Below are 22,919 nucleotides of genomic sequence, written 5' to 3' on the forward strand. Positions count from 1 at the left end.
CATCCCCATTCCGCGCTCAAGATGGCTTCCCCACGGCAGTTCATCAGGGCTAAATCAAACTAGCCGACATGTCCGGTGAAACGGGGAGCACTCCATATGCCAAACAAGAAATTAAGCCGGACGATTGGGGTGATGAAAACGATGAATACGGTGAGGCAATTTCATGACCAGTGCGGAATGGCAAAGTTTGGCACCTGAGATATGTGCTCTGTTAGAAAAACATCAGCAGTCCATACCAGTTAAGCTGGGTGAATTGGCACATGACTTAGGACTTACCGTAAAAGCTGCAACGCTGGACGTTGGAATTTCAGGTGAGATAGCTCCCGATCCCGATGTCGCTGGTGCTTTCAAAATTCGTATAAACAGGCATGAGGTGAAGACGAGGCAAAGATTTACGCTAGCTCATGAGATCGCTCATTTTTTGCTCCACAGGGATCGCATAGGTAATGGAATAATGGACAACATTCTCTATCGCTCGACGCTTTCGGATAAGTATGAGGCAGAGGCAAATAGGCTTGCTGCTGATATTTTAATGCCGGAGGCGGTCATCTCAGAATGGCGAAGGGAAAAAAAAGGTCTGGCAAAGCGAGAATGGGTTCATCCTTTAGCGGAGCTCTTCGGCGTTTCCGAAGATGCGATGTCGATTAGGCTCGGGCTTAAATAGATGCTGATAAGTCCTGGGGAACTAACGTATGTTCCTATTTTAACGGTGCGCCCCGCCGAGATGGTAGCTTTACGTGAGCTTCCTGACTTGGCCAAAGATCGTATCCTTCCACACATTATTCTGCGGCCGTGGCTTAATTCAAATGAGCTTAAAAAATCTATTGACAAGATCCGGCACGCGTACAGCAAGCGGCCTTGGATAATCGAGCTAGATGATGACATTGACCATGCGAGCGAAAGTCCCGCTTGGCAAGAGATGCGATCGCTTCAGGACCCAAGTAAAGGATTCGCGAACTGGATAAGGTTTGTTTCGCGAATAGATGACGTTGCTATTCCCGCCTTACAGGTAAGCGGAGACAGCACAGCAGTCGAAAAACAGATAGTAGCGGTGAAAGAGCTCGGTCGAGGTGCCGTGGTTCGGTTTCCGGTGCATGCATTTCACGCAATACCTATGTTTGTCGACTTTCTTTATCAATCAAATTACGATGAAGTGCTGTTTATCCTTGATTTCGGCCAAACGGACAGTAGAATACTAACGCAATACATAACGGCCAAAGCTCAATGCGATGCTATAACTGCTCGTTTTCCAGAAGCATCAATTGTAATTTCAGCAACAACCTTTCCATTTGAATTTGCTGAGGTGAACAAGCAAGCTATTTTTGAGCGTGAATTTTTTTCTGAGATGGTCAGGCAGAATCCTTCGGCAAAGCTAATTTATAGTGATCGCGGAAGCGCTCGCGCCGAGAGGCTTGGTGGCGGCGGAACTCCGATGCCGAGGATTGATCTCCCTAGTTCGACTGCTTGGAGTTTCTTCCGCGAAGAGGTGGGGCAAATTGTTTTTGGTAAGCGTAAAGTAACGGCCGAACAAAGGGAAGCTGGTTATCAATCAGCGGCGGAGCGAGCAATTGCTGATGCAGTTTGGGACCCAAAACTCAATATTTGGGGTACACAACTAATTAAGTTAACTCAGATCGGCGCAAGCTATGCAATAAATGCACCTGTCAGAGCAACGGCAGCTAGGATAAATATTCATTTATTTCGCCAAGCTTTTTTTGGTTATGATGGCGATATCAATAAACTGACAGAGGATGATTGGTCTGACGACTTGTGACATCTTTCGCAAAAAGATTCCATTTATTTTCTCTTAGTTCCGACAGCCTTCTTTTTTCTGCTCTATCTACAAAATGCGGGTTCAAAAGAAGTAATTCATTGCGTTCTATTTTTTTTCTCTCGAAAATTTTTCTCGTAAGATCATAGTTGCCATGATATCTACGGTCTATAATTTCATTTAGTATATTTCTTGCATTTTCTTTGATGTTGTCTGTATTCAAGCTTGAAGGAATCATGTTGTTTTTAATAAAATTATTGGATATGCGTATGGTTTTTCCTTTTATTATAGTTGTAATTCTGTTTTCTTTGTAACGAAGCAACGTTGCTTGATTGGCTTCGCAAATTTCTATTGCATTGTTGATGTGTATCTCGTCTGCAACAATAATCACATGATCGAAGTACTTTTTGTATATTTCTATTTGTTTGCCTATTCGACGAAGTGAATCGCGAGCACTTTTAATTTCGAAGGCATACAACAGGTTGTTGCTACGTAGCGCTATATCTGCACGAGCCCCGCATTTTCCATTGCTAAACTCATGTATAAGGATTGTATCGGCTAAAAGGCGATGCCTTCTCGTAATGTAATTTATGGTTGAGGTTTTGAGCTCAGATTCAACCGATGCCATCTCATTTATCTCTGTAGAATCGATGTTATGCTGGGGGATTATCCTTGCAGTCTCTTATCAGCAAATAAAAATCCGCTTACATTCCCGATAAGCGCGCTTCCCCCTTCTGGTCATGTGTGCGCGGATTCTTATCTACAATATTCTTAGAGAACGCGATATCGGCTTTACCCCGAAATAGGTCGTTCAGTAACTTAGGCGGTCAACTTTCCGCATCGCTAACGGTGCTCTTGCCGAGGATAACATTTTATCCGAAGCTTACTTGTCCGCCAGCGTAAACACCGTGCAAAGTTCGGCAATCCCGCGTAATTCATAGTCTCCCAAGGCCAGCAGCGGCATCGTCGTCTCGGCTGCGACCGACCCCGAAACGAGGATATTGTGTCCGAGCGGCTTGCAGAGGCCCTCCAGCCGGCTGACGAGGTTGACGGCGGGGCCGATCGCGGTGAAGTCCAGCCGGTCGGCGGCGCCGATGTTGCCCCAGAGCATGTCGCCGAAATGCAGCGCGACACCAAACGGAAGTGGCGGCAGGCCCTGGCTCGCCCGCGTCGCGTCGAGATGGGCCATGCCGGCGCGTATGGCGGTGGCGGCGCGCAAGGCCGCTTCACAGGCTTCCTTCGGGGTCCCGCTCACGGGGAAGATCGCCAGTACGCCATCGCCCATGAATTTCAGCACTTCGCCGCCGAAGGCATGCACGGCGCCGGCGACGCGGTCGAACCAGGCATCGAGTGCCGCGATCATGACGCTCGGTTCCGTCGCTTCGGAAAGGGCGGTGAAATCCCGCAGATCGGCGCAGAGCAGGGCGGCTCGGATGGTCTCGCCGCTATTGCGGCTGAGTGCACCGGCCTGCACCCGCGCCGCACTTCGGCGGCCAAGATAGGCTTCGAGCAGGGTCGATAAAGTGGCGCGAGCGGCCAACCCCGCCAAGGGGGCAGCGGCAAAGCGGGCGATCTCGCGCAGGTTTTCCGCCTCGAAGGCGGTGAAGGGCCGGGTGCCGGCCCAGGCAAGCACAGAATTGCCGGGCGCAATCCCGATCGTTTCCTCGCATATCGGGCCGAGATCGCCCAGCCAATCGCGGCCGGCCTGTCCGAGCGTCGTGCCAGCGAAGCCGAGAGCTTCAGTCACCGCGCCGGTTTCGGCGCGCCAGAGCCATGTATGCTGCGTGATGATCGGATGTGGTGCGGCAAGCGTCAGGGCACTGCCGGCAAGCGGGAGACCGGCAGCCAACAGGTGTCCACCCAGATCGGCCAGGAAGCGTTCGGGGCTGGGCGAGGTGCCGGCTTCGTCGACCAGCCAGGCAAGGGAGGCGGGCAAATCCATGCGGCGATCATGCCATGGCGCTTGTCGGCTGTCATCCGTGCCGGTGCGGCTATGCCGATCGCGTTGAAAAGCAAAACGACACAGGCGATCGCTGTCGCCGGTCGGTGATATTGCTGCCATCGAGCATCTAGCCCGATGACGCCGCGTCCAAAGTCGCGTCAGCTCCTGCCATCATGACCGCGCATGACATCGGGGCCGGGATCGCGCCCTGCGGCTACCGTGGCCATGCGGTCAAGATAATGCGCCCAACCCTTTGCGTGCGCTTCGCATTGTTCAACCGTTGGCAGGCCGGTATGGGTGAGACGCACCAGCGTTCCATCCGGCTGCTCTATCAGGTCGATCTCCACGAGGGTCGATTCGGGAGGCACTTCCTCGCTGCCTTCCCAGCCGAAGCTATAGGCGAGGCGGTGCACCGGCACGACCTCGCGGAAGGAGCCGCGCGCGACGCGGGCGCCGGTGACGTTGACGAGATAGATGCCGCCGGGCTGCGGCTCCGTCCGCGCTTCCGTGCCCATCCAGCGCAGGATCTTTTCGGGATCGGTCAGCAATGCGAATATGGCTGCAGGCGGCGCCGAGACATGGGTCTCGCGACGGACGATCAAAGGCTCGGACATCAGTCTTTCTCCCCAGGTTTGCTATCGCTTCCCACCGGCCCGATATGCGCTCAAGCGCCTTCCGTCTCCCCCGTGGGCCTCTTCAGATGATGGCATGTAGCGGCCGCGGCCTCGTCAGCAAGGCATTGCCATGTTCGCAGGCCTCTCAGCCTTCGCAAATCGGCAGCGTCGGGCGCAGATATCCGATAATCTAGGTCGCTTTATCGCCCCGGTCGCCCCGTCTTGCCTTTTGTCCGTCCTTTGCGCTGCTTCTCGTCCACCCGATCCTCATAGGAGCCGACCCCCGGCTTTGCCCGGGTGATCGGCTTGTCCGGTACCTTGCCCGTGACGGGCTTTTCGGTGCGGCCGACGGTCATTTCGTCCAGCGTATTCTTGCGGAAGAGCGGCGTGCCGGCATCGCCGCCCGGACCCATTTCGTCGAGGTTAGGCTTGGCGAAGTAGGATCGGGAATCCGGCGCTGGCGCACGCTTGCCCGTTGCGGAACCGCGGCTTTCGAGGCTCTTCGCCTCCTCGCGGGCCAGCGGATCGTCCATGGCGGCGAGCTCGACGGCTTTGAGGCGCTTGATCTCGTCGCGCAGCCTTGCCGCCTTTTCGAAGTCCAGGTCGGCGGCGGCATCGCGCATGGATTTTTCCAGCGCGTTGAGATGGGCCTGCAGATTGTTGCCGACGAGATGGCCGCCATCGGCAAAGCCCTTGCCGGAGGCACCGCCGATATCGGCGCGGACATGGTCCTTCTCGTAGACGCTGTCGAGGATGTCGGAAATCTTCGCCTTGACCGATTCCGGCGTGATGCCGTGTTCCTTGTTGTAGGCCATCTGCTTTTCGCGCCGGCGATTGGTCTCGTCCATCGCCCGCTGCATCGAGCCGGTAATGTTGTCGGCGTAAAGGATGACCTTGCCGTCGACGTTACGCGCGGCGCGGCCGATCGTTTGAATCAGCGACGTCTCCGAGCGAAGGAAGCCTTCCTTGTCGGCATCGAGAATGGCGACGAAGCCGCATTCGGGAATATCCAGACCCTCGCGCAGCAGGTTGATGCCGACGAGCACGTCGAAGGCGCCGAGGCGAAGATCGCGGATGATCTCGATGCGCTCCAGCGTGTCGATGTCGGAGTGCATGTAGCGCACACGCACGCCCTGTTCGTGCAGATATTCCGTCAGATCCTCGGCCATGCGCTTGGTTAGCACGGTGCAGAGCGTGCGATAGCCCTTGGCAGCCGTTTCGCGGATTTCGCCAAGCACGTCGTCAACCTGCGTGCGGGCCGAACGGACCTCGACAGGCGGGTCGATGAGGCCGGTCGGGCGGATGACCTGTTCGGCGAAGACACCGCCGGATTGCTCCATCTCCCACCCGCCAGGTGTTGCCGATACCGCGATCGTGTCCGGGCGCATGGCGTCCCATTCCTCGAAGCGCAGCGGACGGTTATCCATGCAAGAGGGCAGGCGGAAGCCGTATTCGGCCAGCGTCGCCTTGCGGCGGAAGTCGCCTCGGTACATGCCGCCGATCTGCGGCACAGTGACGTGGCTTTCATCGATGAAGATGATGGCGTTGTCGGGAATGTATTCGAACAGCGTCGGCGGCGGCTCGCCGGGATTGCGACCGGTAAGGTAACGTGAATAGTTTTCGATGCCCTGGCAGGAGCCGGTGGCCTCCAGCATCTCGACGTCATAGCGGGTACGCTGCTCCAGGCGCTGTGCTTCCAGCAGGCGGCCAGCCTTTTCCAGCTCGGCAAGGCGCAGTTTCAGCTCTTCCTTGATCGCCTTGATGGCGCCGTTCAGCGTCGGGCGCGGTGTTACATAGTGCGAATTGGCGTAGATCTTCACCGATTTCAGGTCACCGGTCTTTTGGCCGGTGAGGGGGTCGAATTCGGTGATGGCGTCGATCTCGTCGCCGAACATGGAAATGCGCCAGGCGGCATCCTCCAGGTGGGCCGGAAAGATTTCGATCGTGTCGCCGCGTACACGGAAGGAGCCGCGCGTGAAGTCGATATCGCGGCGCTTGTATTGCTGCGCCACGAGGTCGGCCAGCAGCTGCCGCTGATCGAGCCGGTCGCCGACATTCATCTGGAAGGTCATGGCGGTGTAGGTCTCGACCGAGCCGATACCGTAGATGCACGAGACCGAGGCGACGATGATACAGTCGTCACGTTCCAGAAGTGAACGCGTCGCCGAGTGGCGCATGCGGTCGATCTGCTCGTTGATCGAGCTCTCCTTCTCGATATAGGTGTCCGAGCGCGGCACATAGGCTTCCGGCTGGTAGTAATCGTAGTAGGAGACGAAATACTCGACCGCGTTGTCCGGGAAGAAGTTCTTGAATTCGGAATAAAGCTGGGCCGCCAGCGTCTTGTTCGGCGCGAGGATGACGGCCGGGCGCTGCGTCGCCTCGATCACCTTGGCCATGGTGAAGGTCTTGCCGGAGCCGGTGACGCCGAGCAGCACCTGATTTCGGTCGCCGTTTTGCAGCCCTTCGACGAGATCGCGGATCGCCGTCGGCTGGTCGCCAGCCGGCTGGTATTCCGAGGCCATGCGGATCTCGATGCCGCCTTCGGATTTTTCCGGGCGGGCAGGGCGGTGCGGAGTCCAGATCTTGCCGTTCTTATGCAGCGGGTTGCCGCTCTCGATCAGCTTGGAAAGGGCTTCTACCGTCGCCGTTACGCCGCTCGTCGAAATCTTGTCGGCATCTTCGAGCGCGATATCGAGGCCGGAGACTGGATTGAGGCCTGCGGCGGCGCGCGTTTTGGGGTCGGTCGACCCACCCATGGAGACGCCACGCGCGGTCTTGCCGGCGGTGATCTCCACCTTCTTGCGGTGCTTGCCGGCTTTCGAGGCAATCTCGCGCTGGGTTTCGACGCTCGATGCTTCCGCATCGGCTTCGAGCTGCTTCACCCAGTCGGCAACGCTGCCGCTGAGCGGCGCGCCTTCAAACGGTGCCTGCGGCGCCTCTTCGAAACCGGTCGGGGCGGGGGATTTTTTCGATGATTTGGCCATGGGGCGAATATGGCGACAGATCGCGCGGATGTGAAGGGGTAAAGAGTACAAAAGGGAAACAAAATAGCGGATTTTTCCATTCGCCGGCGATGTCAAATATGTTACAACCCAAGGGCGGCCGATGCGTTATCGCTGATCCAAAGTCCGCATAGCGCGATCCTCGCAGGCGCCAAGGGAGGAGCCAGCCGCAACGTCGACATGCCCGGCCAGTGCCGGGTTCCCCCAGCTTCGACGGCATCCGGTATTGCCCGCCTCGCCGCCGCCATCCGGTCGGAGGATCATGATGACCGCATTGGATAGCTTACGTTCCTTGTCCCCCCAGCAACGAAACACCGTGATCGCGGCCTATCTGGGCTGGACATTGGACGCTTTCGATTTCTTCATTTTGGTTTTCGTTCTCAAGCATATAGCCGAGGAATTTCACACGGATGTCCCCGCGGTTGCCGTGGCGATCTTCCTCACCCTAGCCATGCGGCCGGTGGGCGCCCTGATCTTCGGGCTCGCAGCGGACCGCTTCGGGCGGCGCACGACCCTGATGGTCGACGTGCTGCTTTATTCCGTCTTCGAATTCCTGACCGGCTTTTCGACCGGCTTGACGATGTTCCTCGTGCTGCGCGCGCTCTTCGGCGTCGCCATGGGCGGGGAGTGGGGTGTGGGTGCGTCGCTCGTGATGGAAACCATACCCGAGGACTCGCGCGGCCTTGTGTCCGGTATCCTGCAGGCTGGTTATCCCTCGGGCTATCTGCTCGCCTCGATCGTCTTCTTTCTGCTGTTCCCGATCATCGGCTGGCGCGGCATGTTCTTCGTCGGCGCGGTGCCGGCGCTGCTGGTGCTCTATATCAGGCGCAATGTGGAGGAATCTCCGGCTTTCCTTCAGCGGCAGGCCAAGCCGCAACGGCCGTTCCTCACCGTCCTGCGTGAGAATATTCCGCTGTTCATCTGGGCAGTGCTTTTGATGACTGCGTTCAATTTCTTCAGTCACGGCACCCAGGACCTCTATCCGACCTTCCTGGAAACCCAGCGGCAATATGATTCCTATACGGTCGGCGCCATCGCCATCGTCTACAATATCGGTGCGATTGTCGGCGGCCTGACCTTCGGTTCCCTGTCGCAGCGTTGGGGCAGGCGGCGGACGATCGTTATCGCGGCATTGCTGGCCATACCCGTCGCTCCGCTCTGGGTCTGGGGTCAGGGGCCGGTCATGCTCGCAATCGGCGCCTTCCTGATGCAGCTGTTCGTCCAGGGCGCCTGGGGCATCATTCCCGTGCATCTCAACGAATTGTCGCCGGATGAGGTGCGCGGCACCTTCCCCGGATTTGCCTATCAGCTCGGCAATCTGCTGGCTTCGGGCAATGCCTCGATCCAGGCGGGGCTGGCCAAGCAATGGAACGGCGACTATGCGCTGGCGCTGTTGATCGTGGCCTGCATCGTCGCCGTGGTCGTTGCTGTTTTCGCCGGCTTTGGCTTCGAGAAGAAGGGTATTCGGTTCGGCGGGAAGGATGAAGGCCAAGCGGATAGCGCCATAAGGGCCTGAACAGACTCGCCATCAAGGTCGCGAGGGCCGGCTGATATCGCCGGCCCTTTCGTTTATTTTCCGCAAATTTCCGAGATCTTGGCCTGGGCGAAGCCGCGGGCGAGCTCCTGCAGCCCGCCGACCGAGGATATCAGTTCGCCGATCGGGCCGTTGATGCCGAGATGCAGGTCGGTGATGTGGCATGCGCCGACATCGACCGTCATGGAGGCATCGAGTTCACCCTTGATCGTCGTCTTCAATACGCCATGCGATTTGCAGGCCATCTCGGCATGAGCATTGATCTGCACGCCACCGTTCGGGCCGTCGCAGACATCGAGCGACTTCACCTCGAACTTGTCCTTGTGATCGACGCCGGGCAGTTTCTTGCAGGGATCGGCCTCGTTCACCGACTTCTCGATCTGCGGCCCAAATTTGCTCTGCAGCAGCGACCAGCACGAGCCTGGCGCGGCCTCTGCCGGTGTCGCCGCTATCGGAAGCGGAGAGAGCGGCAACACGACCGCCGAGGCCAGCAAAACCATGCGAAGTGGCGGCAGAAGCGAAAAGGAGGGCATGAGATATTTCAGGTTCACGGCGATCTATCCTCTGAAAAGAAGAAGCAGCAAATCAGGCCTGGCGCGGCGACAGTCTTCCATCTCTTCGTCCGTCAAGGCAATCCCCCCGATTTTGATGGTTACGCCTTGATGACGATGGTGTCACAGAAGCGGTCGTAGAAAGTCTGGCCGCGCCACACGATGAATGGGAAGGCCCACCAGATGAGCGCGAATACGAACAGAAGCGGCGCCAACGCTCCCGTCAAGGCGAAGAAGCCGATGGCACTGAGAAGGTTGGTATCGCGCGCCTGCTGAATTAGCTGATCGATCGGAGGCTGATATGAGGGCAGCAGAAACAGGCCGACCAGATTGACTGTGGCGACCAGCATCAATGGCAGAAACTTGAATATTTCCCGTTTGGCGGCAAGCCCGAAGGGCAGGGTGTCGCCTTCCACCGTTGTCACGCGCAGCGAGGTCAATCGCTTGCCTGGCGTCCGCTTGCCGCCGATGGAGCAAAGGGCGAAGGCGAAGGGAAGGAACAGCAGAACGACGCTCGAGGTCGGCCTTGCGGCGATATTCGGATCGACCGGATTGCCGTTGCCGTCGACGGGTATGGAAAAGGCGCGCTTCAATGTGGCCGATCCCTGCTGCGATGCGACGATTGAAAGGAAGACCGTGTATCCATTGCTGCCCAGCCAGGAGATGCGGCAAAGCTGGTTGCTCCTCACTTCGCCTGGCTGCAGCGGCCATTCGGCCTCCACTTTCGCAACGAGAGGCGCCGAAGTTGCTTCTTCGCATTGTTGCTTCTGAAGAAGCGGCAAGGTCAAGTCCCACGGCGTGGCCGCCGACAGCACGAGAAACAGCAGGGTAAAAGCGACCTGGAAAATGACGATATCGACCGTGTAGGCGCCGAGCCGCCGCCAAAAATGGCGACGCGGCAGAGAGCTTATTTGATGATCGGAAGCAGCAAAACTCATAGTTCCCCCCGGCTTAGCGCGTGTCACGACGCCCACCACGTCGCATCACTCACTTCAAGTTGAGCGCATTAGCATGTTTTGCTGCGATTCGCTGGGAGCGAAGGCAGGCGACGGATAGGCCCCAGCGATACCGATCGTCCATCGCATTCATTCATATCGGAATGGTTTGCTCGCCGGATGGCTCATCCTGTTCGCCGTCCGCGTTGCCGTCATAGCCCAGGCGCTTTGCCTTGCGGAACCATTCGGCCGCCTTGCCCGCATCCGCAGCGACGCCATCGCCGTCACGGTACATCATGGCTAGATTGTAGGCGGCATCGGCATAGCGATGTTCGGCTGCCCGCTCGAACCAGTAGATCGCCTTCGGACCGTTCTTGGTGACGCCTTCACCATCGCGGAACATGACGCCGAGATTGTATTCGGCTTCGACATCATTCTGCGCCGCTGCTTTCAGAAACCATACGATTGCTTGAGCATCATCCTGCCTGATCCCGTCGCCATCGGCATACATTGCACCGATATTGAACTGCGCGCTCGCATCGCCCTGTTCGGCGGCCTTCTTGAACCAGGAGAAGGCCGCAGCGCCATCCTTGGCGACGCCTTCGCCGTCGCGATACATGATGCCCAGATTGTATTGCGCCTCGACTTTTCCCTGCTCGGCCGCCTTGCGATACCAGGTGACGGCCTTGCTCTTGTCCTTGTCCGTGCCTTCGCCCTGGTCGTACATGGTGCCGACATTGAACTGCGCATCGGCATCGCCCTGTTCGGCGGCCTTGCTGTACCAGGCAAAGGCCTGCGGCTTATCCTGCGCTACGCCTTGGCCCGTGTCGTAGACGACACCGAGATTATATTGTGCATTGAGGTATCCCTGTGCCGCAGCCTTCTTGTACCAGACAATGGCTTGGCTCTTGTCGGCGGTGACGCCTTCGCCCTGGTCGTACATGGTGCCGACGTTGAACTGCGCTTCGGCATTGCCCTGATCGGCGGCCTTCTTGTACCAGCTGAAGGCGAGCGTAAGATTCTTTTCGACGCCGTTGCCGTCCTCGTACATTTGTCCGAGCTTCAGCTGTGCGGCAACGTTGCCCTTGTTTGCCAGGGGGCGCCAGTAATCCAAGCCCGATTTGATATCGCCGCGATCGTAGCTGTTTCGTCCGACATCGGCTTGTGCCGTTCCCATGGACGCCAGTGCGAAGAGCAAACCTGCTGCCCCCTTCTTCCAATTCACGACTTACCCCTCAATCGAAATTCGTTGAATAAGATGCCGAGCTCTAAGGCACGAGCACCATCAGCAAATGAAACAAGAGCCAGCCCGTGCTGACGCCCGAGCCCTTTTTGCCGGCGGCCCCTTGTCCAAGCGGTCCAAGATCCTTGATCGGACCGTCGCCATTGGCTTCCATGTAGCTGAGTCCATGCTGCGCTTCCGGCAATCCCTTAGCCGCCGCCTTGTTGAACCAGTCCGCACCAATCTTGGAGTCCTTAGGCACGCCATAGCCGTTATAATACAGATATCCAAGACCGTATTCCGCCCGGGCGTCGCCGTGATCGGCTGCTTTGCGAAAGAGAGCGACCGTTTGGCCATAGTCCTTGGGAACGCCGGCGCCCTGATAATAGAGGTAGGCGAGGGCATATTCGCCCTGTGAATTGTTCTGGTCGGCCGCCTTGCGGTACCAGCTTGCGGCGGCCGATTTGTCAGCTGTCGTCCCCTGACCGTTTTCATACATGTAGCCAAGTGCGTATTGGGCGTCAGCATGACCCTGGCTGGCGGCTTTCTGGAACCAGTCAAAGGCCTTGCCATAGTCCCTGCCAATGCCGCGGCCGGCCGCATACATGTAGGCGAGGGCATATTGACCCTGTGCGTCGCCTTGTTCGGCGGCCTTGCGATACCATCTCGCCGCGCTGTCATCGTCGGTCTTCACGCCCTGGCCGTTGGCATAGAGGTAGCCGATGGCATATTGGGCGTCGGGGCGGCCCTGATCGGCAGCTTTGCGATACCATTGCAGTGCCTGCCTGTAGTCCCTGGCGACGCCTATCCCGTTTGCAAGACTGTAGCCGACGGCGTATTGCGCGTCAGCGCGTCCTTTTATCGCTGCCTTCATATACCAGGAATAGGCTTCGGCATCGTTCCGTTCGACACCCTTGCCATTGGCATAGGCATAGCCGACCGCATACAGGCCTTGCGCGCTTCCTTGGTCGCCGGCCTTTTTATACCAGGCGACGGCCTGCTCCTGGTTTTCTTCCGTGCCTTGGCCGTTATCGTACATATAGCCGATGGCGTACTGGGCATCGGGCCGGCCTTGGTCGGCCGCTTTGCGATACCAGCCGAGTGCGATCGCCTCGTCCTGATGCACGCCGAGGCCATTGGCATACATGTAGCCGAGCGCATATTGCGCCTGCGCCTGTCCCTGAGCGGCGGATTTCTGGTACCAGGTGACGGCGTTTTCATTACTGACAGCCATACCGCGGCCATTGGCATAGGAATAGCCGATGGCATATTGAGCATCGGCATTGCCGTTTTGCGCCGCCTTCAAATACCAGTCATTTGCCTGTTTCAGATCGGTGTCGACGCCCCGGCCGCTGGCATACATGTAGGCCAATGCATATTGGGCCTGCGCATTGCCTTGGTCCGCCGATTTTCGATACCAATCGACGGCCTCAGCATCATCCTGCTCTACGCCCTCACCATTGGCGTAGCGATAGCCGAGACCATATTGGGCCGCCGCGTTGCCCTGTTTTGCGAATTCCACCCAGTATTTCAGGTCGATCTTCGTATTGGCGGGGCCAGGGGCGGGATCCTCGGCGTGAGCAAGCCAGGGTAGCGAAAGAGCGAGCGCCAACCCCAATGCGTAGCTCTTTGTCTTCAAGGCTTCAGTCTCCCACCTGCGTCCCAGACCGTAATCGATCTGAACAATATGGCGATGTCTTGGTCAAGGGATCGCAGGAACCCAAATAGCAGTGGATTTAATGCCCCCGGACGATGGGATCGCTATACCGGAAGCACGTCGTAGAGGCGGAAGATCCATGTGATCTGATAGATCAGCCCGACGATCACGAATGCCGCCTGGAAGCGCCGGTTGGCGGTGATCGAGGCAATGATGCACAGGATGACATAAACGACATTGCGTATTGGATATTCCCAGCCGAGAGAACGAAAATAGGCCTCTCCCTTCAGCAATGTGTCGATGAGATCGACGGCGTAGGTGACGGCGAGCAGGCCGAAGAACCAATGGCGGCGGGAGATGAAATATTCCTCGAAGCCGCCATAGTCCTCGACCGAGGGCGGATTGAGCAATACGCAGAGGAAATAGAAGAGGCAGCAGAAGCAGATGAGAAAGAGGTAGACGCCGAAATTGATCTGCGCGACGGATTGCAGCCGATACTCCCACCACCAGAAATGGATGATGAAGAGGAACATGGACAATACCCAGCCGATATGGACGAGATAGATCTTGTTCTTGCCCGGCGCCTGCACGAATCCGGCAAGCCGGGTCAGAAGCTGGGCGAGCGAAAGGCCGATCACCATGCTCATGACCGTCCTGATATAGACATAGACTTCCGGTGTGTGCGCGGAATCCATCGCGTCAGCTCTCCTCTGGTACAGCCTTCGGCAAGCCGCTTTCATCGAGCGCGACCATGATAAAGGTCGCAGCCGTGACTTTCTCCAGGCTGTTATAACGGGCGCGGTGTGCCCATGCTTCGACGCTCAGCGTGATCGAGGTACGGCCGACGCGTTCGATATCGGTGAAGACGCTCAACGTATCGCCGATCTTGACCGGCAGTTCGAAGGCCATCTCCTTGACCGCTGCCGTGACCACGCGTCCACGCGCCCGCTCGGCTGCGCGGATGCCGCTTGCCAAGTCCATCTGCGCCATGACCCAGCCGCCGAAAATATCGCCGGCAGGATTGGCGTCGGCGGGCATGGCGAGCGTGCGCAATGTCAGCTCGCCTCTCGGTTTGACGCTGTCATTCATTCTTCTGCTCCTGTTCACGGTCGATTCCGACAATCAGCCTATGCAATCCTGCCGCGATGGAAAAGCCATGTTGGCACTTCCATGGAGGACTCCTGTGGGTCACGCGCTTTGCTTCAGGCGATTCCATGCTCACGCGGTACCGTTGTAAAACAGCGGGACCCCTACGGTAAGCTTTCGTTCACCCTTCCCATTTAGGATTTGTAATCGTTACCGACCGTGGCTGGGGCAGCGGATCAGGACTATGGCCATTTTACCCATTCTACGGCGGGTCGCGCTGCCATTGCTGTTGTCGTCGGCGCTGGTCGCCTGTACGGCAGATAGCCTCGTGCCGCCTTCTGGCATCGACAGCTCCTCGCGCGTCGGCTCGATCAAGCCGCATCGCAGCGTGCCGCAAAGGCAATTCGCCTACCAAGGGGTACAGGATCCCGTCGTTTCCGCGTCGAGCAATTACAAAAGCGGCGGTCCCGTTCGTTCCAGCGGAACGGGTGAGGCGGTGACCACGACGGATGTCGAAGCCGGCTTAGCGCAGCAGTCGGATATTCCCTCCCAGGGCGTCCACATGGACGCCGAGCTTGGCGTCGGTCCAAGTGAGGAGGCGCAATCCGCCTCGGTGGTCGGATTGGCGCAGGAGGAGCAGCAGAACATTGCCGAAGGTCAGTCCGACCAGCCCATGGTCGACGGCATCGGCACCGATGGGCCGGTACAGACCAACCGTTCGGTCGTGCAGCGCCCGGCCGCGCAGGCCGAGCTCAATCAGTCGCGGATACCGAGGCAGTTGCCGGGAACGCAGGTTGCGATGCTGCCCCGTGTCGAAAATCCGATACCGCGTCTCGATCAGCAGTTCGAAGCGCCGCAATCAACGCCGGGGATGATGCCGCCTTCGGAAATCGCCTGCCGCCAGGAATTGCAGCGCATGGGCGTCGTCTATACCGACAAGCCGGCGATCTCGAACGGTCCTGCATGTCAGGTTCCCTATCCGGTTTCGCTGAGCGGCCTTTCCGGCAATATCGCCGTCCGACCGGCGGTGACTTTGAATTGCCAGGTGACGCTTGCCTTCGCCAAATGGGTGAAGAACGAACTCGCTCCAGCCGCACGCACGCGCTACTGGACCGGCATCGGCACGATCGTACCGCTCGGCGGCTATTCCTGCCGGCGGATGAACAATAGCCGGCAACGCTATAATCCGATGTCGGAACATGCGCATGGCAATGCGATCGATGTCGGCACCTTCATCCTGAAGAATGGCCATGTGATCGACGTGCGGAAGAAGGGTTTGTTTTCCTTCCGGGAAGGGCGGTTGCTCAAGGCGGTACGCAGCGACAGCTGCCGCTATTTCGATACCGTGCTTGGTCCGGGCAGCAATCCGGAGCACTGGAACCACTTTCATTTCGACCTCAGGGACCGAAAGGGCGGCCGGCGCTATTGCAGCCTTTGATTGGCCCTTTGCCGGAACAGCATCTACACTTGTCAAACGGGAAAGCTGATTTACCTTTCGACGGAATCGCGCTCAATTGCGCGCATTGAGTGCCAGAGAGGGGTCCATGGAAGACGTACCAAGACGAAAGAAAAGCCTGGGAAGGGCGCTCCTTGCTGCACTGATTGCCATCATTATCGTTATCGGCGGCCGCTGGTACGCTTATGTCGCCTATGCCGACGATCCGTTCGATGAAGTCGGCATCGGTCTCAACTCCATGATGCCCGGACCCATTCGCGACAAGGGTTGTGCGATGCTGAAAGCACGCTTCGAGCACAAGACGCTGCCGCCGGCGGGCTGCGGCGTCAATGGCAACTGGTAGCGGTCGTTTTCCAGATCGTAAGCTGGCAAAAAGAAAAAAGCCGGCTGAGCCGGCTTGAGCGGAGCATGGCAACGACGGGGAATCCTCGCCGGCTCCAGAAAAGAACTTCATGTTGCAATGATGATGCACGCAATATGAATGCGAAGGCAATAAATCGGCCAATACAACAGGCGCTGACGGTGTCGCCAAGAGGCGTTGGGCGGAGTTGCGACAAACGTTGCTCACCTAAGGAGCTATATGCCCGACGAAGGTCACGATTTGATGACAGCTTATTCCGCTTAGACGAACGCTGTGTTTCACTACCGTGGGGTGGTAAAAGCCCAAGACCGGCTATATAGCGGGCAAACGCCGCGAAATTCATCACAAAAGCCGGACTTTGCCTGACTATGGCTGCGATCATTTCCATACGCAATCTTACGAAAACCTATGCCAACGGATTCCAGGCGCTGAAGGGCATTGATCTCGATATCGAGCGGGGCGAAATCCTGGCGCTGCTGGGGCCGAATGGCGCGGGCAAGACGACGCTGATTTCCATCGTCTGCGGGATTGCCAATCCAAGCGGTGGGTCTGTGACCGTGGGCGGTTATGACGTCGTGCGCGATTTCCGCGCCACGCGCAGCCTCATCGGTCTCGTGCCGCAGGAGTTGACCACCGATCAGTTCGAAACCGTCTGGAATACGGTAAGTTTCTCGCGCGGGCTTCATGGCAAGAAGCCGAACCCCGAATATATCGAGAGGATCTTGCGCGATCTCTCGCTCTGGGAGAAGAAAGACAACATGCTTCGCCAGCTTTCCGGCGGCATGAAGCGGCGCGTGCTCATCGCCAAGGCGCTGTCGCATGAGCCGGAGATCCTCTTCCTCGACGAGCCGACGGCCGGTGTCGACGTGACGTTGCGCAAGGACATGTGGCATGTAGTCGAGCGCCTGCGCGCATCCGGCGTGACCATCATTTTGACGACGCATTACATCGAAGAGGCCGAGGAGGCTGCCGATCGCGTCGGCGTCATCAATGGCGGCGAGCTGCTGCTTGTGGAGAAGAAGAAGGCACTGATGGCCAAGCTGGGCCGCAAGCAGCTCATTCTCGATCTGAACGAGCCGCTCCACGCCGTACCGCAGTCCCTCGACGGCAACGGGCTTTCGCTAGGGCCGAACGGCCTGACGCTCATTTATGATTTCGATGCACAGCACGAGCAGTCGAGCATCGCGGCTCTGCTGTCGAAACTCGCTGCCGAGGGAATTCACTTCAAGGATCTTTCGACGCGCCAGAGTTCGCTCGAGGATATTTTCGTATCGCTGGTGGAGACAGGCAAATGAACTTCGAAGCGATCAAGTCTATCTATTCGTTCGAAATGGCCCGCACGCGCCGCACTCTGCTGCAGAGCGTCGTCTCACCAGTCATTTCCACATCGCTCTATTTCATCGTCTTCGGTGCCGCGATCGGTTCGCGCATCAATCTGGTCGAGGGCGTTTCCTATGGGGCGTTCATCACGCCCGGCCTGATCATGCTGACCTTGCTTGGGCAGTGCATCAGCAACGGTTCCTTCGGCATCTACTTCCCGAAGTTCACCGGTACCATCTACGAGGTGCTATCGGCGCCTGTCGCCATGACCGAGATCGTGCTCGGTTATGTGGGCGCGGCGGCGACCAAGGGGATGCTGATTGGCCTGATCATTCTCGCCACGGCAAGTTTCTTCGTCGAGATCAGGATTGAGCATCCGTTCATGATGATCCTGTTCTTCGTGCTGACGGCAGTCACCTTCAGCCTGTTCGGCTTCATGATCGGCATCTGGGCCGGAAATTTCGAGCAGCTGAACCTCATCCCGATGCTGGTCGTGCCGCCGCTGACCTTCCTCGGCGGCAGCTTCTATTCGATCAATATGCTGCCGCCCTTCTGGCAGGCGGTCAGCCATCTCAATCCGGTCCTATATCTGGTCAGTGGTTTCCGCTGGAGCTTCTACGGCATCGCAGATGTCAATCCTGGCTTGAGCCTTGCCATGATCACGCTTTTCCTCGTCGTCTGTCTGGTCATCCTGGGATGGATTTTCCGCACAGGATATCGTTTGAGAAATTGATGGCGGTGCTAGCCTGGCGAGCTTAAGAAGGCCCGTGGCTTTTGCAGCCGCAACAAAATGGTCCAGGAAAGCATCCAATGTCGCAGGCTCATCTCAATCCCTCGCTGCCCCAAGCACTCTCCCGGCTCGACCAGCTGACCAACTGGGAGCGCAAGCCGCGCGGGGAGATGCGGGTCGGTCTTGAGCCGATGCTCGACCTCATGCGGCGCCTGGGCAATCCGCATCGCAGCTTTCGCGCCATCCACGTTGCCGGCACCAAGGGCAAGGGATCGGTTTCAGCGCTCCTCGAAGCGGGATTACTGCGGGCCGGCTGGCGCGTCGGTCGCTACGCATCACCGCATGTCGACCGGGTGAACGAGCGTGTCAGTATTCTTGGCCAGGAAGTCGAGGATGATGCGCTGGCGACGGCGATCATGCAGGTTCTGGATGGCTACGAGGGCGCAAAGCAGGCCGCGACGGCGGGTGAAGATGCGACCTGGTTCGATGTGATTACGGCCGCTGCATTCCTCGTGTTCAAAGAGGTCGGCTTGGACTGGGCCGTCATCGAGGTCGGCCTTGGCGGCAGGTTGGATTCCACCAATGTCGTCTTCGGCAAAGTTGCCATCGTCACGAATATCGGGCTGGAGCACACGGAAATTCTTGGGGTCACGCGCGAGGTGATCGCGGGTGAGAAGGTCGGCATATTGAAGTCCGGCGCGACGCTTGCCACCACGCTTGCTATCGACGATGCCGCGGGAAAGGTCTTGCAGCAGCGTGCCGATGAGCTTGGCTGCCAGGTCCTGCGAACCGATCTTCCCGAAGATGCGACGATTGCTGAGACGAATATCTCGCTGGCCGGCCTTGTGTTCGATCATCTGGGACGACAAGGCGAGAGCGTGCAGACAGCGAGCAAAAAAGGGCAGCCGGTCGGCGCGTGGCTGCTCGAACCGGCCGTTATCGACAAGGCGCGGCTGCCGGGACGGATGGAGCGCTTCAACCTTGCCCTACCACCCACGCTTCGAAGCGGGCGACAGAGCTTGCCCGTCATCATGGATGGCGCGCATGTGCCATTCAATATCGAAGCAGTCCTGAGCGATATCACGCGCTCGTCCAGCGTCAGCGGCGATTGCATCGCGGTTGTCGCACTCGCATCCGACAAGGATGCTGCCGGCTTCTTGAATGTGCTCTCGCGATATGTGGCCCATGCGGTCTTTACAGAAGCGTCCGGATCGGGGCGCGCCCATGCGGCGAGCGAGCTGGAGGCATTGGCGATCTCGATGGGTATGGCCTGCGAAGCCGAGCCCAACCCGCAGAAAGCGCTTCATCATGCCGTCGCGAAAGCTGCGGAGGCGGGCGGCTGGATTCTGGTGACGGGCTCGCTCTATCTTGTCGGCGCTCTGCGCGGCACTGTCCGGGGGAGTGCAGGGTGACGATGGAAATTACGATCAGGCCTGCTCTTGCCAATGATGTCGCCGAGATGGCGAGGCTGCATCGCGCGATCTGGTGCGACACCTATCGCGACCTAGTGTCTGCTGAGATTTATCAGGCTCTCGACGAGGATTTCCGCCGTGTGCGGTGGGCGGATATACTCGCAAATCCCCGTAGGGATCAGCGCGTGCTTTTGGCCGAGCAGGGCGGGCGACTTGTCGGTATCGGTGCGATCAACGCGCCGTCCGATGCCATATTCGAGGGGCGAGGCGAGATTAAGTCGCTCTATATCGATGCTTCCATCAAACGCCAGGGACTTGGCCGTCGTCTGATGCGAGAATTGGCGCGGGAACTTTTATCCATGGGCTATTCGGGTGCGGCGCTAGGTGTGGTCGTCGGCAATGAATCGGCGATTGCCTTTTATCGTGCGCTCGGAGGGCAATTGATCGGTCGGTACACGGATCCGGGTCCGGTCTGGCGTTCCGACAATTTCATTTTTGCATGGGACGACTTGTCCGTTCTGATCTGATTGTCCCATGCAAGCCGATGAACGGGGATTTCACCCGGCTGCGATCCACTTGCGTGGGGCGATGCTCATGGCCATGACGCCAGCCACGACACAGACAATACCTATGGCTGCGGTCGGAGACAGAGGTTCTCCAAGGAAGACGACGCCGATGGTGACGCCGATCGGGACGCGCAGATAGGCTTGTGCCGTCGTGCCGACCGAGCCGAGGGTCTGGATAAGCCGGAAATAGATGCTGAAGGCAAGCGCGGTGGAGACGACCGACAGGCCGAGCAGGGCCAGGATTGAGGCTGTCGACGGCGCAATCTGCCAGGGATGTTCGACAATCAGGCTCGCCGGGATCAGGAGAGCGGCACCGCAAAGCAGAGAGCCGGCTGCCGGCATCATCGGGTCCAGCCCCTTGAAATTTCGGCCGAACAGTGCGGCACAGGCATAGCAGATCGATGCCGCGACGACGGCAAGCTGTGGCAGCAGCTGGCGGCCCATTCCATGCAGCGCATCGAGGCCGATGATCAGGCAGATACCGGCCATGCCAGTAATCACGCCGAAAAGCTTGCGGCCCGTCAACGGTTCGCTGCGCAACAGGAAGGCGGCAATCAGAAAGGCGAAAATCGGCGTCGTGGAATTCAATATGGTCGCAAGGCCGGCATCGACAGTCTGTTCCGCCCAGGCGATCAGCGTGAAAGGGATGGCGCTGTTGAGGCAGGATTGAATGAGGAAGCGCTTCCAGGTGGCGGCGTCGCGCGGCAGGTTCAGACCACGCCAGCGAATGATCGCAAGCAGAACAAGGCCGGCGATCAAGGTGCGGGCGGCGATCAGCGTGACCGGCGGGATGGTTGCTACGCCGATGCGGATGAAGGTGTAGGAGGCACCCCAGCAGGTGGCGAGGGCGAGGAGGAGAAGCAGTTCGGTCGTCAGGTTAGGTCTTGCCGGCGTCATAGGGGGCACTCTTGTAAGATTTGGACATGCCGTCTTATAGAGCGAAGAGATCGGCGAATGCTTCGCTCCCAATCGAACTATCGCGTTCGGTTCATCAATCACGCAGCCGAAGCTCGTCGGTTTGCATCTGCATCGACCCCAGGGTTTCGAGAAAGCTCATCCCGAGCAGGCTCTGATCGAGCTTGCCCGCTTCCGCCACGCTCGCCTCGACATCCCTGCGCTTGATCGGGCCGATTGCCACGGAGCCAAGTTCCACGGGAGCCGCCCTGGCGCGGCCGTTGGCGGTCAACACTGTCTGCGAATAGGTGAGGTTTTCCGGAATGATGCCGACGCGCTCGGCGTCCTCTTGCGATAAGGCGATGGTGCTGGCGCCGGTGTCGATCAGCATGTCGACCGGCTGGCCATTGATCGTGACCCGTGCTTCGAAATGCCCGTTCGAGCGCTTGTGAAGGATGACTTCCTGACCGCCTTCGCTCGTCGTGACGACAACGGCATGGCCGGGCATAAGGCCGGCGAAGACGCGATTGCCGACCTGTTGGGCATCGTAGCGATAGATATAAGCGGTCGCGAGCGCCATGATGATGACGAACCAGATCAGCAGATTGCGGATCGACTGGCTGACCGTATGCCGGCTCGCCCACACCGCGGCGCTCATCATCAGAGCGATCGGCAGGAGATAGACGACACGCGCGAAGTCGTCGTTGCGCATGCCGAAGGTGGAGCCGGTGTTATTGTTGAAGATGAGCAGTGCGAGGCCGATGCCGAGAATGGCGAGAACGATGTTCAGGCGGTTCATACGGCGCTGCGCTCCCGTGCCATCCTTTGGCGGCGCGTCTCCCGGCGCGGCTTGCGCTCGACCTTGGTCAGGCGCTCCGGAAGCACTTCCATGATCTGACGGCGCTCGTCGTCGCTATAGCTCATCCACGCGCCGATTTCGGCCGATGTGCGGCCGCAGCCGAAGCAATAGCCGGTATTCTGGTCGATGGAACAGACGAGGATGCAAGGTGTCAGCATAGGATCATATATCGATGCTTCAAATGCACATGGCAAGGGTACAGAGGGAAGCGATCTCGCAAATCTGCTGAGTCGCGCCGATCGTATCGCCCGTATGGCCGGTCACTTTCTGACGGACATATCTTGTGGCAAGAAATGTCGCGACGCTCGTCGTGAGAAGGCAGCCAACTAACGCCGGAACGCCCACGGTGGGACCGACGAGCAGTATCGCGAGGCCCAATGTCGCAATCAGCGCCAGCTGCATGGCATCGCCATCCGGCTTGCCTGCCGATGCCGCGATCCCATCCGGTTTCGCGGATGGCAGGGCGTACCAGTGCCAGACCATGGCACCGCGGCTCAAGGTGGCCGCGGCGAGAATTGCGACAGCGGCGTCCTCAGGCGGCAGATGCCGGGCGATGGCTGCAAGTGCCGCCGCCCGCAATCCGAACGACAGTATCAACGCTGCCGCCCCATAAGTGCCGATGCGGCTATCCTTCATGATTTCGAGCGCGCGCTCGCGATCCTTGCCGCCGCCCAATCCGTCCGCCGTGTCGCTGAGCCCGTCTTCATGGAGGGCGCCGGTCAGGATCGTCTGCACGGCAAGCGCCAGCAATGCGGCCATCAACGGATCGGCGCTGAGGGCGAGTAGCACGCTGAACGTCAGCGCCGAGGGCAGGGCGATCAGCAGGCCAGCAACGGGAAAAGCGCGTGAAACGCGCGAGAGCTTGCCGTCATGGCCTTCGAAGAAGGACGACGGCACGGGAACGCGGCTCAAGAAAGCGACGGCGCGCGCGATGTCACGCATATATTCCCGCATTTCTTCCTCTCCCCGCCATACGCGCGACAGCATCGGGCGCTTTTGGAGTTGTT

Annotated in this window: 23 protein-coding genes; 9 read left to right on the forward strand and 14 right to left on the reverse strand. The window is 58.7% G+C overall.

The genetic code is table 11. The features are described from left to right. The first annotated feature begins 163 nt into the window (after positions 1-163). Both FBZ99_RS00005 and FBZ99_RS00010 read left to right on the forward strand, forming a co-directional pair. The gene (locus FBZ99_RS00005; RefSeq protein WP_113354572.1) at positions 164-664 is read left to right on the forward strand and encodes an ImmA/IrrE family metallo-endopeptidase; all 501 of its coding nucleotides are present in this window, start codon (positions 164-166) and stop codon (positions 662-664) included. Then, entirely contained in the window at positions 665-1,774 is a 1,110-nt protein-coding gene (locus tag FBZ99_RS00010) for a beta family protein (protein WP_113354573.1), read from the forward strand. Here FBZ99_RS00010 and FBZ99_RS00015 read toward each other — a convergent pair. The 4 genes from FBZ99_RS00015 to uvrB all read right to left on the reverse strand — a co-directional run bounded on the left by FBZ99_RS00015 (position 1,734) and on the right by uvrB (position 7,311). After that, complete coding sequence (locus FBZ99_RS00015) at positions 1,734-2,399, reverse strand: sce7726 family protein (protein WP_145630947.1); 666 nt, start codon at positions 2,397-2,399, stop codon at positions 1,734-1,736. The genes FBZ99_RS00010 and FBZ99_RS00015 overlap by 41 nt on opposite strands. A 255-nt stretch (positions 2,400-2,654) precedes the next feature. Beyond that, the gene (locus FBZ99_RS00020) at positions 2,655-3,713 is read right to left on the reverse strand and encodes an adenylate/guanylate cyclase domain-containing protein (RefSeq protein ID WP_113354574.1); all 1,059 of its coding nucleotides are present in this window, start codon (positions 3,711-3,713) and stop codon (positions 2,655-2,657) included. A 158-nt stretch (positions 3,714-3,871) separates the two neighbouring features. Then, positions 3,872-4,327, reverse strand: coding sequence for an SRPBCC family protein (locus FBZ99_RS00025; RefSeq protein WP_113354575.1), 456 nt, complete (start codon positions 4,325-4,327; stop codon positions 3,872-3,874). A gap of 200 nt (positions 4,328-4,527) precedes the next feature. After that, complete coding sequence (uvrB, locus tag FBZ99_RS00030) at positions 4,528-7,311, reverse strand: excinuclease ABC subunit UvrB (protein ID WP_113354576.1); 2,784 nt, start codon at positions 7,309-7,311, stop codon at positions 4,528-4,530. Between the two features lie 283 nt (positions 7,312-7,594). On the opposite strand from uvrB, the gene FBZ99_RS00035 reads away from it, so the two are divergent. Beyond that, entirely contained in the window at positions 7,595-8,845 is a 1,251-nt protein-coding gene (locus FBZ99_RS00035; RefSeq protein ID WP_113354577.1) for an MFS transporter, read from the forward strand. A 53-nt stretch (positions 8,846-8,898) separates the two neighbouring features. Here the strand turns inward: FBZ99_RS00035 and FBZ99_RS00040 are convergent, their stop codons facing one another. The 6 genes from FBZ99_RS00040 to FBZ99_RS00065 form a co-directional block, all read right to left on the reverse strand. Continuing rightward, positions 8,899-9,414, reverse strand: a complete 516-nt coding sequence (locus tag FBZ99_RS00040) for a hypothetical protein (protein WP_145630949.1) — start codon at positions 9,412-9,414, stop codon at positions 8,899-8,901. Between the two features lie 101 nt (positions 9,415-9,515). Continuing rightward, complete coding sequence (locus FBZ99_RS00045; protein ID WP_145630951.1) at positions 9,516-10,352, reverse strand: RDD family protein; 837 nt, start codon at positions 10,350-10,352, stop codon at positions 9,516-9,518. Between the two features lie 151 nt (positions 10,353-10,503). Next, the gene (locus FBZ99_RS00050) at positions 10,504-11,574 is read right to left on the reverse strand and encodes an SEL1-like repeat protein (RefSeq protein WP_145630953.1); all 1,071 of its coding nucleotides are present in this window, start codon (positions 11,572-11,574) and stop codon (positions 10,504-10,506) included. A 43-nt stretch (positions 11,575-11,617) separates the two neighbouring features. Further along, entirely contained in the window at positions 11,618-13,210 is a 1,593-nt protein-coding gene (locus tag FBZ99_RS00055; RefSeq protein WP_145630955.1) for an SEL1-like repeat protein, read from the reverse strand. Between the two features lie 122 nt (positions 13,211-13,332). Further along, on the reverse strand, positions 13,333-13,923 hold the full coding sequence (locus tag FBZ99_RS00060; protein ID WP_113249267.1) for a hypothetical protein: 591 nt from the start codon (positions 13,921-13,923) through the stop codon (positions 13,333-13,335). Between the two features lie 4 nt (positions 13,924-13,927). Then, complete coding sequence (locus FBZ99_RS00065) at positions 13,928-14,317, reverse strand: acyl-CoA thioesterase (RefSeq protein WP_069613114.1); 390 nt, start codon at positions 14,315-14,317, stop codon at positions 13,928-13,930. A gap of 241 nt (positions 14,318-14,558) precedes the next feature. Between FBZ99_RS00065 and FBZ99_RS00070 the strand changes: the two genes are divergently transcribed. The 6 genes from FBZ99_RS00070 (at position 14,559) to FBZ99_RS00095 (ending at position 20,120) form a co-directional block, all read left to right on the forward strand. After that, positions 14,559-15,752: an extensin-like domain-containing protein gene (locus tag FBZ99_RS00070; RefSeq protein ID WP_145630956.1), complete on the forward strand. Its 1,194-nt coding sequence runs from the start codon at positions 14,559-14,561 to the stop codon at positions 15,750-15,752. Between the two features lie 106 nt (positions 15,753-15,858). Then, entirely contained in the window at positions 15,859-16,113 is a 255-nt protein-coding gene (locus FBZ99_RS00075; protein ID WP_069613112.1) for a hypothetical protein, read from the forward strand. Positions 16,114-16,499: 386 nt separating this feature from the next. After that, entirely contained in the window at positions 16,500-17,426 is a 927-nt protein-coding gene (locus FBZ99_RS00080; protein WP_145630957.1) for an ABC transporter ATP-binding protein, read from the forward strand. Next, the gene (locus tag FBZ99_RS00085) at positions 17,423-18,184 is read left to right on the forward strand and encodes an ABC transporter permease (protein ID WP_113333066.1); all 762 of its coding nucleotides are present in this window, start codon (positions 17,423-17,425) and stop codon (positions 18,182-18,184) included. Before FBZ99_RS00080 ends, FBZ99_RS00085 begins: the two co-directional genes overlap by 4 nt. A gap of 77 nt (positions 18,185-18,261) precedes the next feature. Then, positions 18,262-19,593, forward strand: coding sequence for a bifunctional folylpolyglutamate synthase/dihydrofolate synthase (locus FBZ99_RS00090; RefSeq protein WP_145630958.1), 1,332 nt, complete (start codon positions 18,262-18,264; stop codon positions 19,591-19,593). Between the two features lie 2 nt (positions 19,594-19,595). Continuing rightward, positions 19,596-20,120 (forward strand): GNAT family N-acetyltransferase, encoded by a 525-nt coding sequence (locus FBZ99_RS00095; RefSeq protein WP_113333068.1) that lies wholly within the window; start codon positions 19,596-19,598, stop codon positions 20,118-20,120. A gap of 30 nt (positions 20,121-20,150) precedes the next feature. Here the strand turns inward: FBZ99_RS00095 and FBZ99_RS00100 are convergent, their stop codons facing one another. The 4 genes from FBZ99_RS00100 to FBZ99_RS00115 all read right to left on the reverse strand — a co-directional run bounded on the left by FBZ99_RS00100 (position 20,151) and on the right by FBZ99_RS00115 (position 22,866). After that, complete coding sequence (locus FBZ99_RS00100) at positions 20,151-21,056, reverse strand: DMT family transporter (protein ID WP_145630959.1); 906 nt, start codon at positions 21,054-21,056, stop codon at positions 20,151-20,153. 94 nt (positions 21,057-21,150) lie between these two features. Then, positions 21,151-21,852, reverse strand: a complete 702-nt coding sequence (locus FBZ99_RS00105; RefSeq protein ID WP_145630960.1) for a retropepsin-like aspartic protease family protein — start codon at positions 21,850-21,852, stop codon at positions 21,151-21,153. Continuing rightward, positions 21,849-22,070 (reverse strand): DUF1289 domain-containing protein, encoded by a 222-nt coding sequence (locus tag FBZ99_RS00110; RefSeq protein WP_113354587.1) that lies wholly within the window; start codon positions 22,068-22,070, stop codon positions 21,849-21,851. The genes FBZ99_RS00105 and FBZ99_RS00110 overlap by 4 nt, the downstream gene beginning before the upstream one ends. Before the next feature lie 19 nt (positions 22,071-22,089). Continuing rightward, positions 22,090-22,866: an adenosylcobinamide-GDP ribazoletransferase gene (locus FBZ99_RS00115; protein WP_145630962.1), complete on the reverse strand. Its 777-nt coding sequence runs from the start codon at positions 22,864-22,866 to the stop codon at positions 22,090-22,092. Positions 22,867-22,919 lie beyond the last annotated feature (53 nt).

Origin of the sequence: Rhizobium sp. ERR 1071 (assembly GCF_007828675.1) — a bacterium.
Classification (GTDB): Bacteria; Pseudomonadota; Alphaproteobacteria; order Rhizobiales; family Rhizobiaceae; genus Rhizobium; species Rhizobium dioscoreae.

Bases quoted from the DNA above. Each gene is read 5' to 3' on its own strand.
- FBZ99_RS00005 (WP_113354572.1), top strand. From the start codon at position 164: ATGACCAGTGCGGAATGGCAAAGTTTGGCACCTGAGATATGTGCTCTG.
- FBZ99_RS00085 (WP_113333066.1), top strand. From the start codon at position 17,423: ATGAACTTCGAAGCGATCAAGTCTATCTATTCGTTCGAAATGGCCCGC.
- FBZ99_RS00070 (WP_145630956.1), top strand. From the start codon at position 14,559: ATGGCCATTTTACCCATTCTACGGCGGGTCGCGCTGCCATTGCTGTTG.
- FBZ99_RS00010 (WP_113354573.1), top strand. From the start codon at position 665: ATGCTGATAAGTCCTGGGGAACTAACGTATGTTCCTATTTTAACGGTG.
- FBZ99_RS00075 (WP_069613112.1), top strand. From the start codon at position 15,859: ATGGAAGACGTACCAAGACGAAAGAAAAGCCTGGGAAGGGCGCTCCTT.
- FBZ99_RS00090 (WP_145630958.1), top strand. From the start codon at position 18,262: ATGTCGCAGGCTCATCTCAATCCCTCGCTGCCCCAAGCACTCTCCCGG.
- FBZ99_RS00035 (WP_113354577.1), top strand. From the start codon at position 7,595: ATGACCGCATTGGATAGCTTACGTTCCTTGTCCCCCCAGCAACGAAAC.
- FBZ99_RS00015 (WP_145630947.1), bottom strand. From the start codon at position 2,399: ATGGCATCGGTTGAATCTGAGCTCAAAACCTCAACCATAAATTACATT.
- FBZ99_RS00020 (WP_113354574.1), bottom strand. From the start codon at position 3,713: ATGGATTTGCCCGCCTCCCTTGCCTGGCTGGTCGACGAAGCCGGCACC.
- FBZ99_RS00105 (WP_145630960.1), bottom strand. From the start codon at position 21,852: ATGAACCGCCTGAACATCGTTCTCGCCATTCTCGGCATCGGCCTCGCA.
- FBZ99_RS00100 (WP_145630959.1), bottom strand. From the start codon at position 21,056: ATGACGCCGGCAAGACCTAACCTGACGACCGAACTGCTTCTCCTCCTC.
- FBZ99_RS00065 (WP_069613114.1), bottom strand. From the start codon at position 14,317: ATGAATGACAGCGTCAAACCGAGAGGCGAGCTGACATTGCGCACGCTC.
- FBZ99_RS00045 (WP_145630951.1), bottom strand. From the start codon at position 10,352: ATGAGTTTTGCTGCTTCCGATCATCAAATAAGCTCTCTGCCGCGTCGC.
- FBZ99_RS00025 (WP_113354575.1), bottom strand. From the start codon at position 4,327: ATGTCCGAGCCTTTGATCGTCCGTCGCGAGACCCATGTCTCGGCGCCG.
- FBZ99_RS00115 (WP_145630962.1), bottom strand. From the start codon at position 22,866: ATGCGGGAATATATGCGTGACATCGCGCGCGCCGTCGCTTTCTTGAGC.
- FBZ99_RS00060 (WP_113249267.1), bottom strand. From the start codon at position 13,923: ATGGATTCCGCGCACACACCGGAAGTCTATGTCTATATCAGGACGGTC.
- FBZ99_RS00110 (WP_113354587.1), bottom strand. From the start codon at position 22,070: ATGCTGACACCTTGCATCCTCGTCTGTTCCATCGACCAGAATACCGGC.
- uvrB (WP_113354576.1), bottom strand. From the start codon at position 7,311: ATGGCCAAATCATCGAAAAAATCCCCCGCCCCGACCGGTTTCGAAGAG.
- FBZ99_RS00095 (WP_113333068.1), top strand. From the start codon at position 19,596: ATGGAAATTACGATCAGGCCTGCTCTTGCCAATGATGTCGCCGAGATG.
- FBZ99_RS00080 (WP_145630957.1), top strand. From the start codon at position 16,500: ATGGCTGCGATCATTTCCATACGCAATCTTACGAAAACCTATGCCAAC.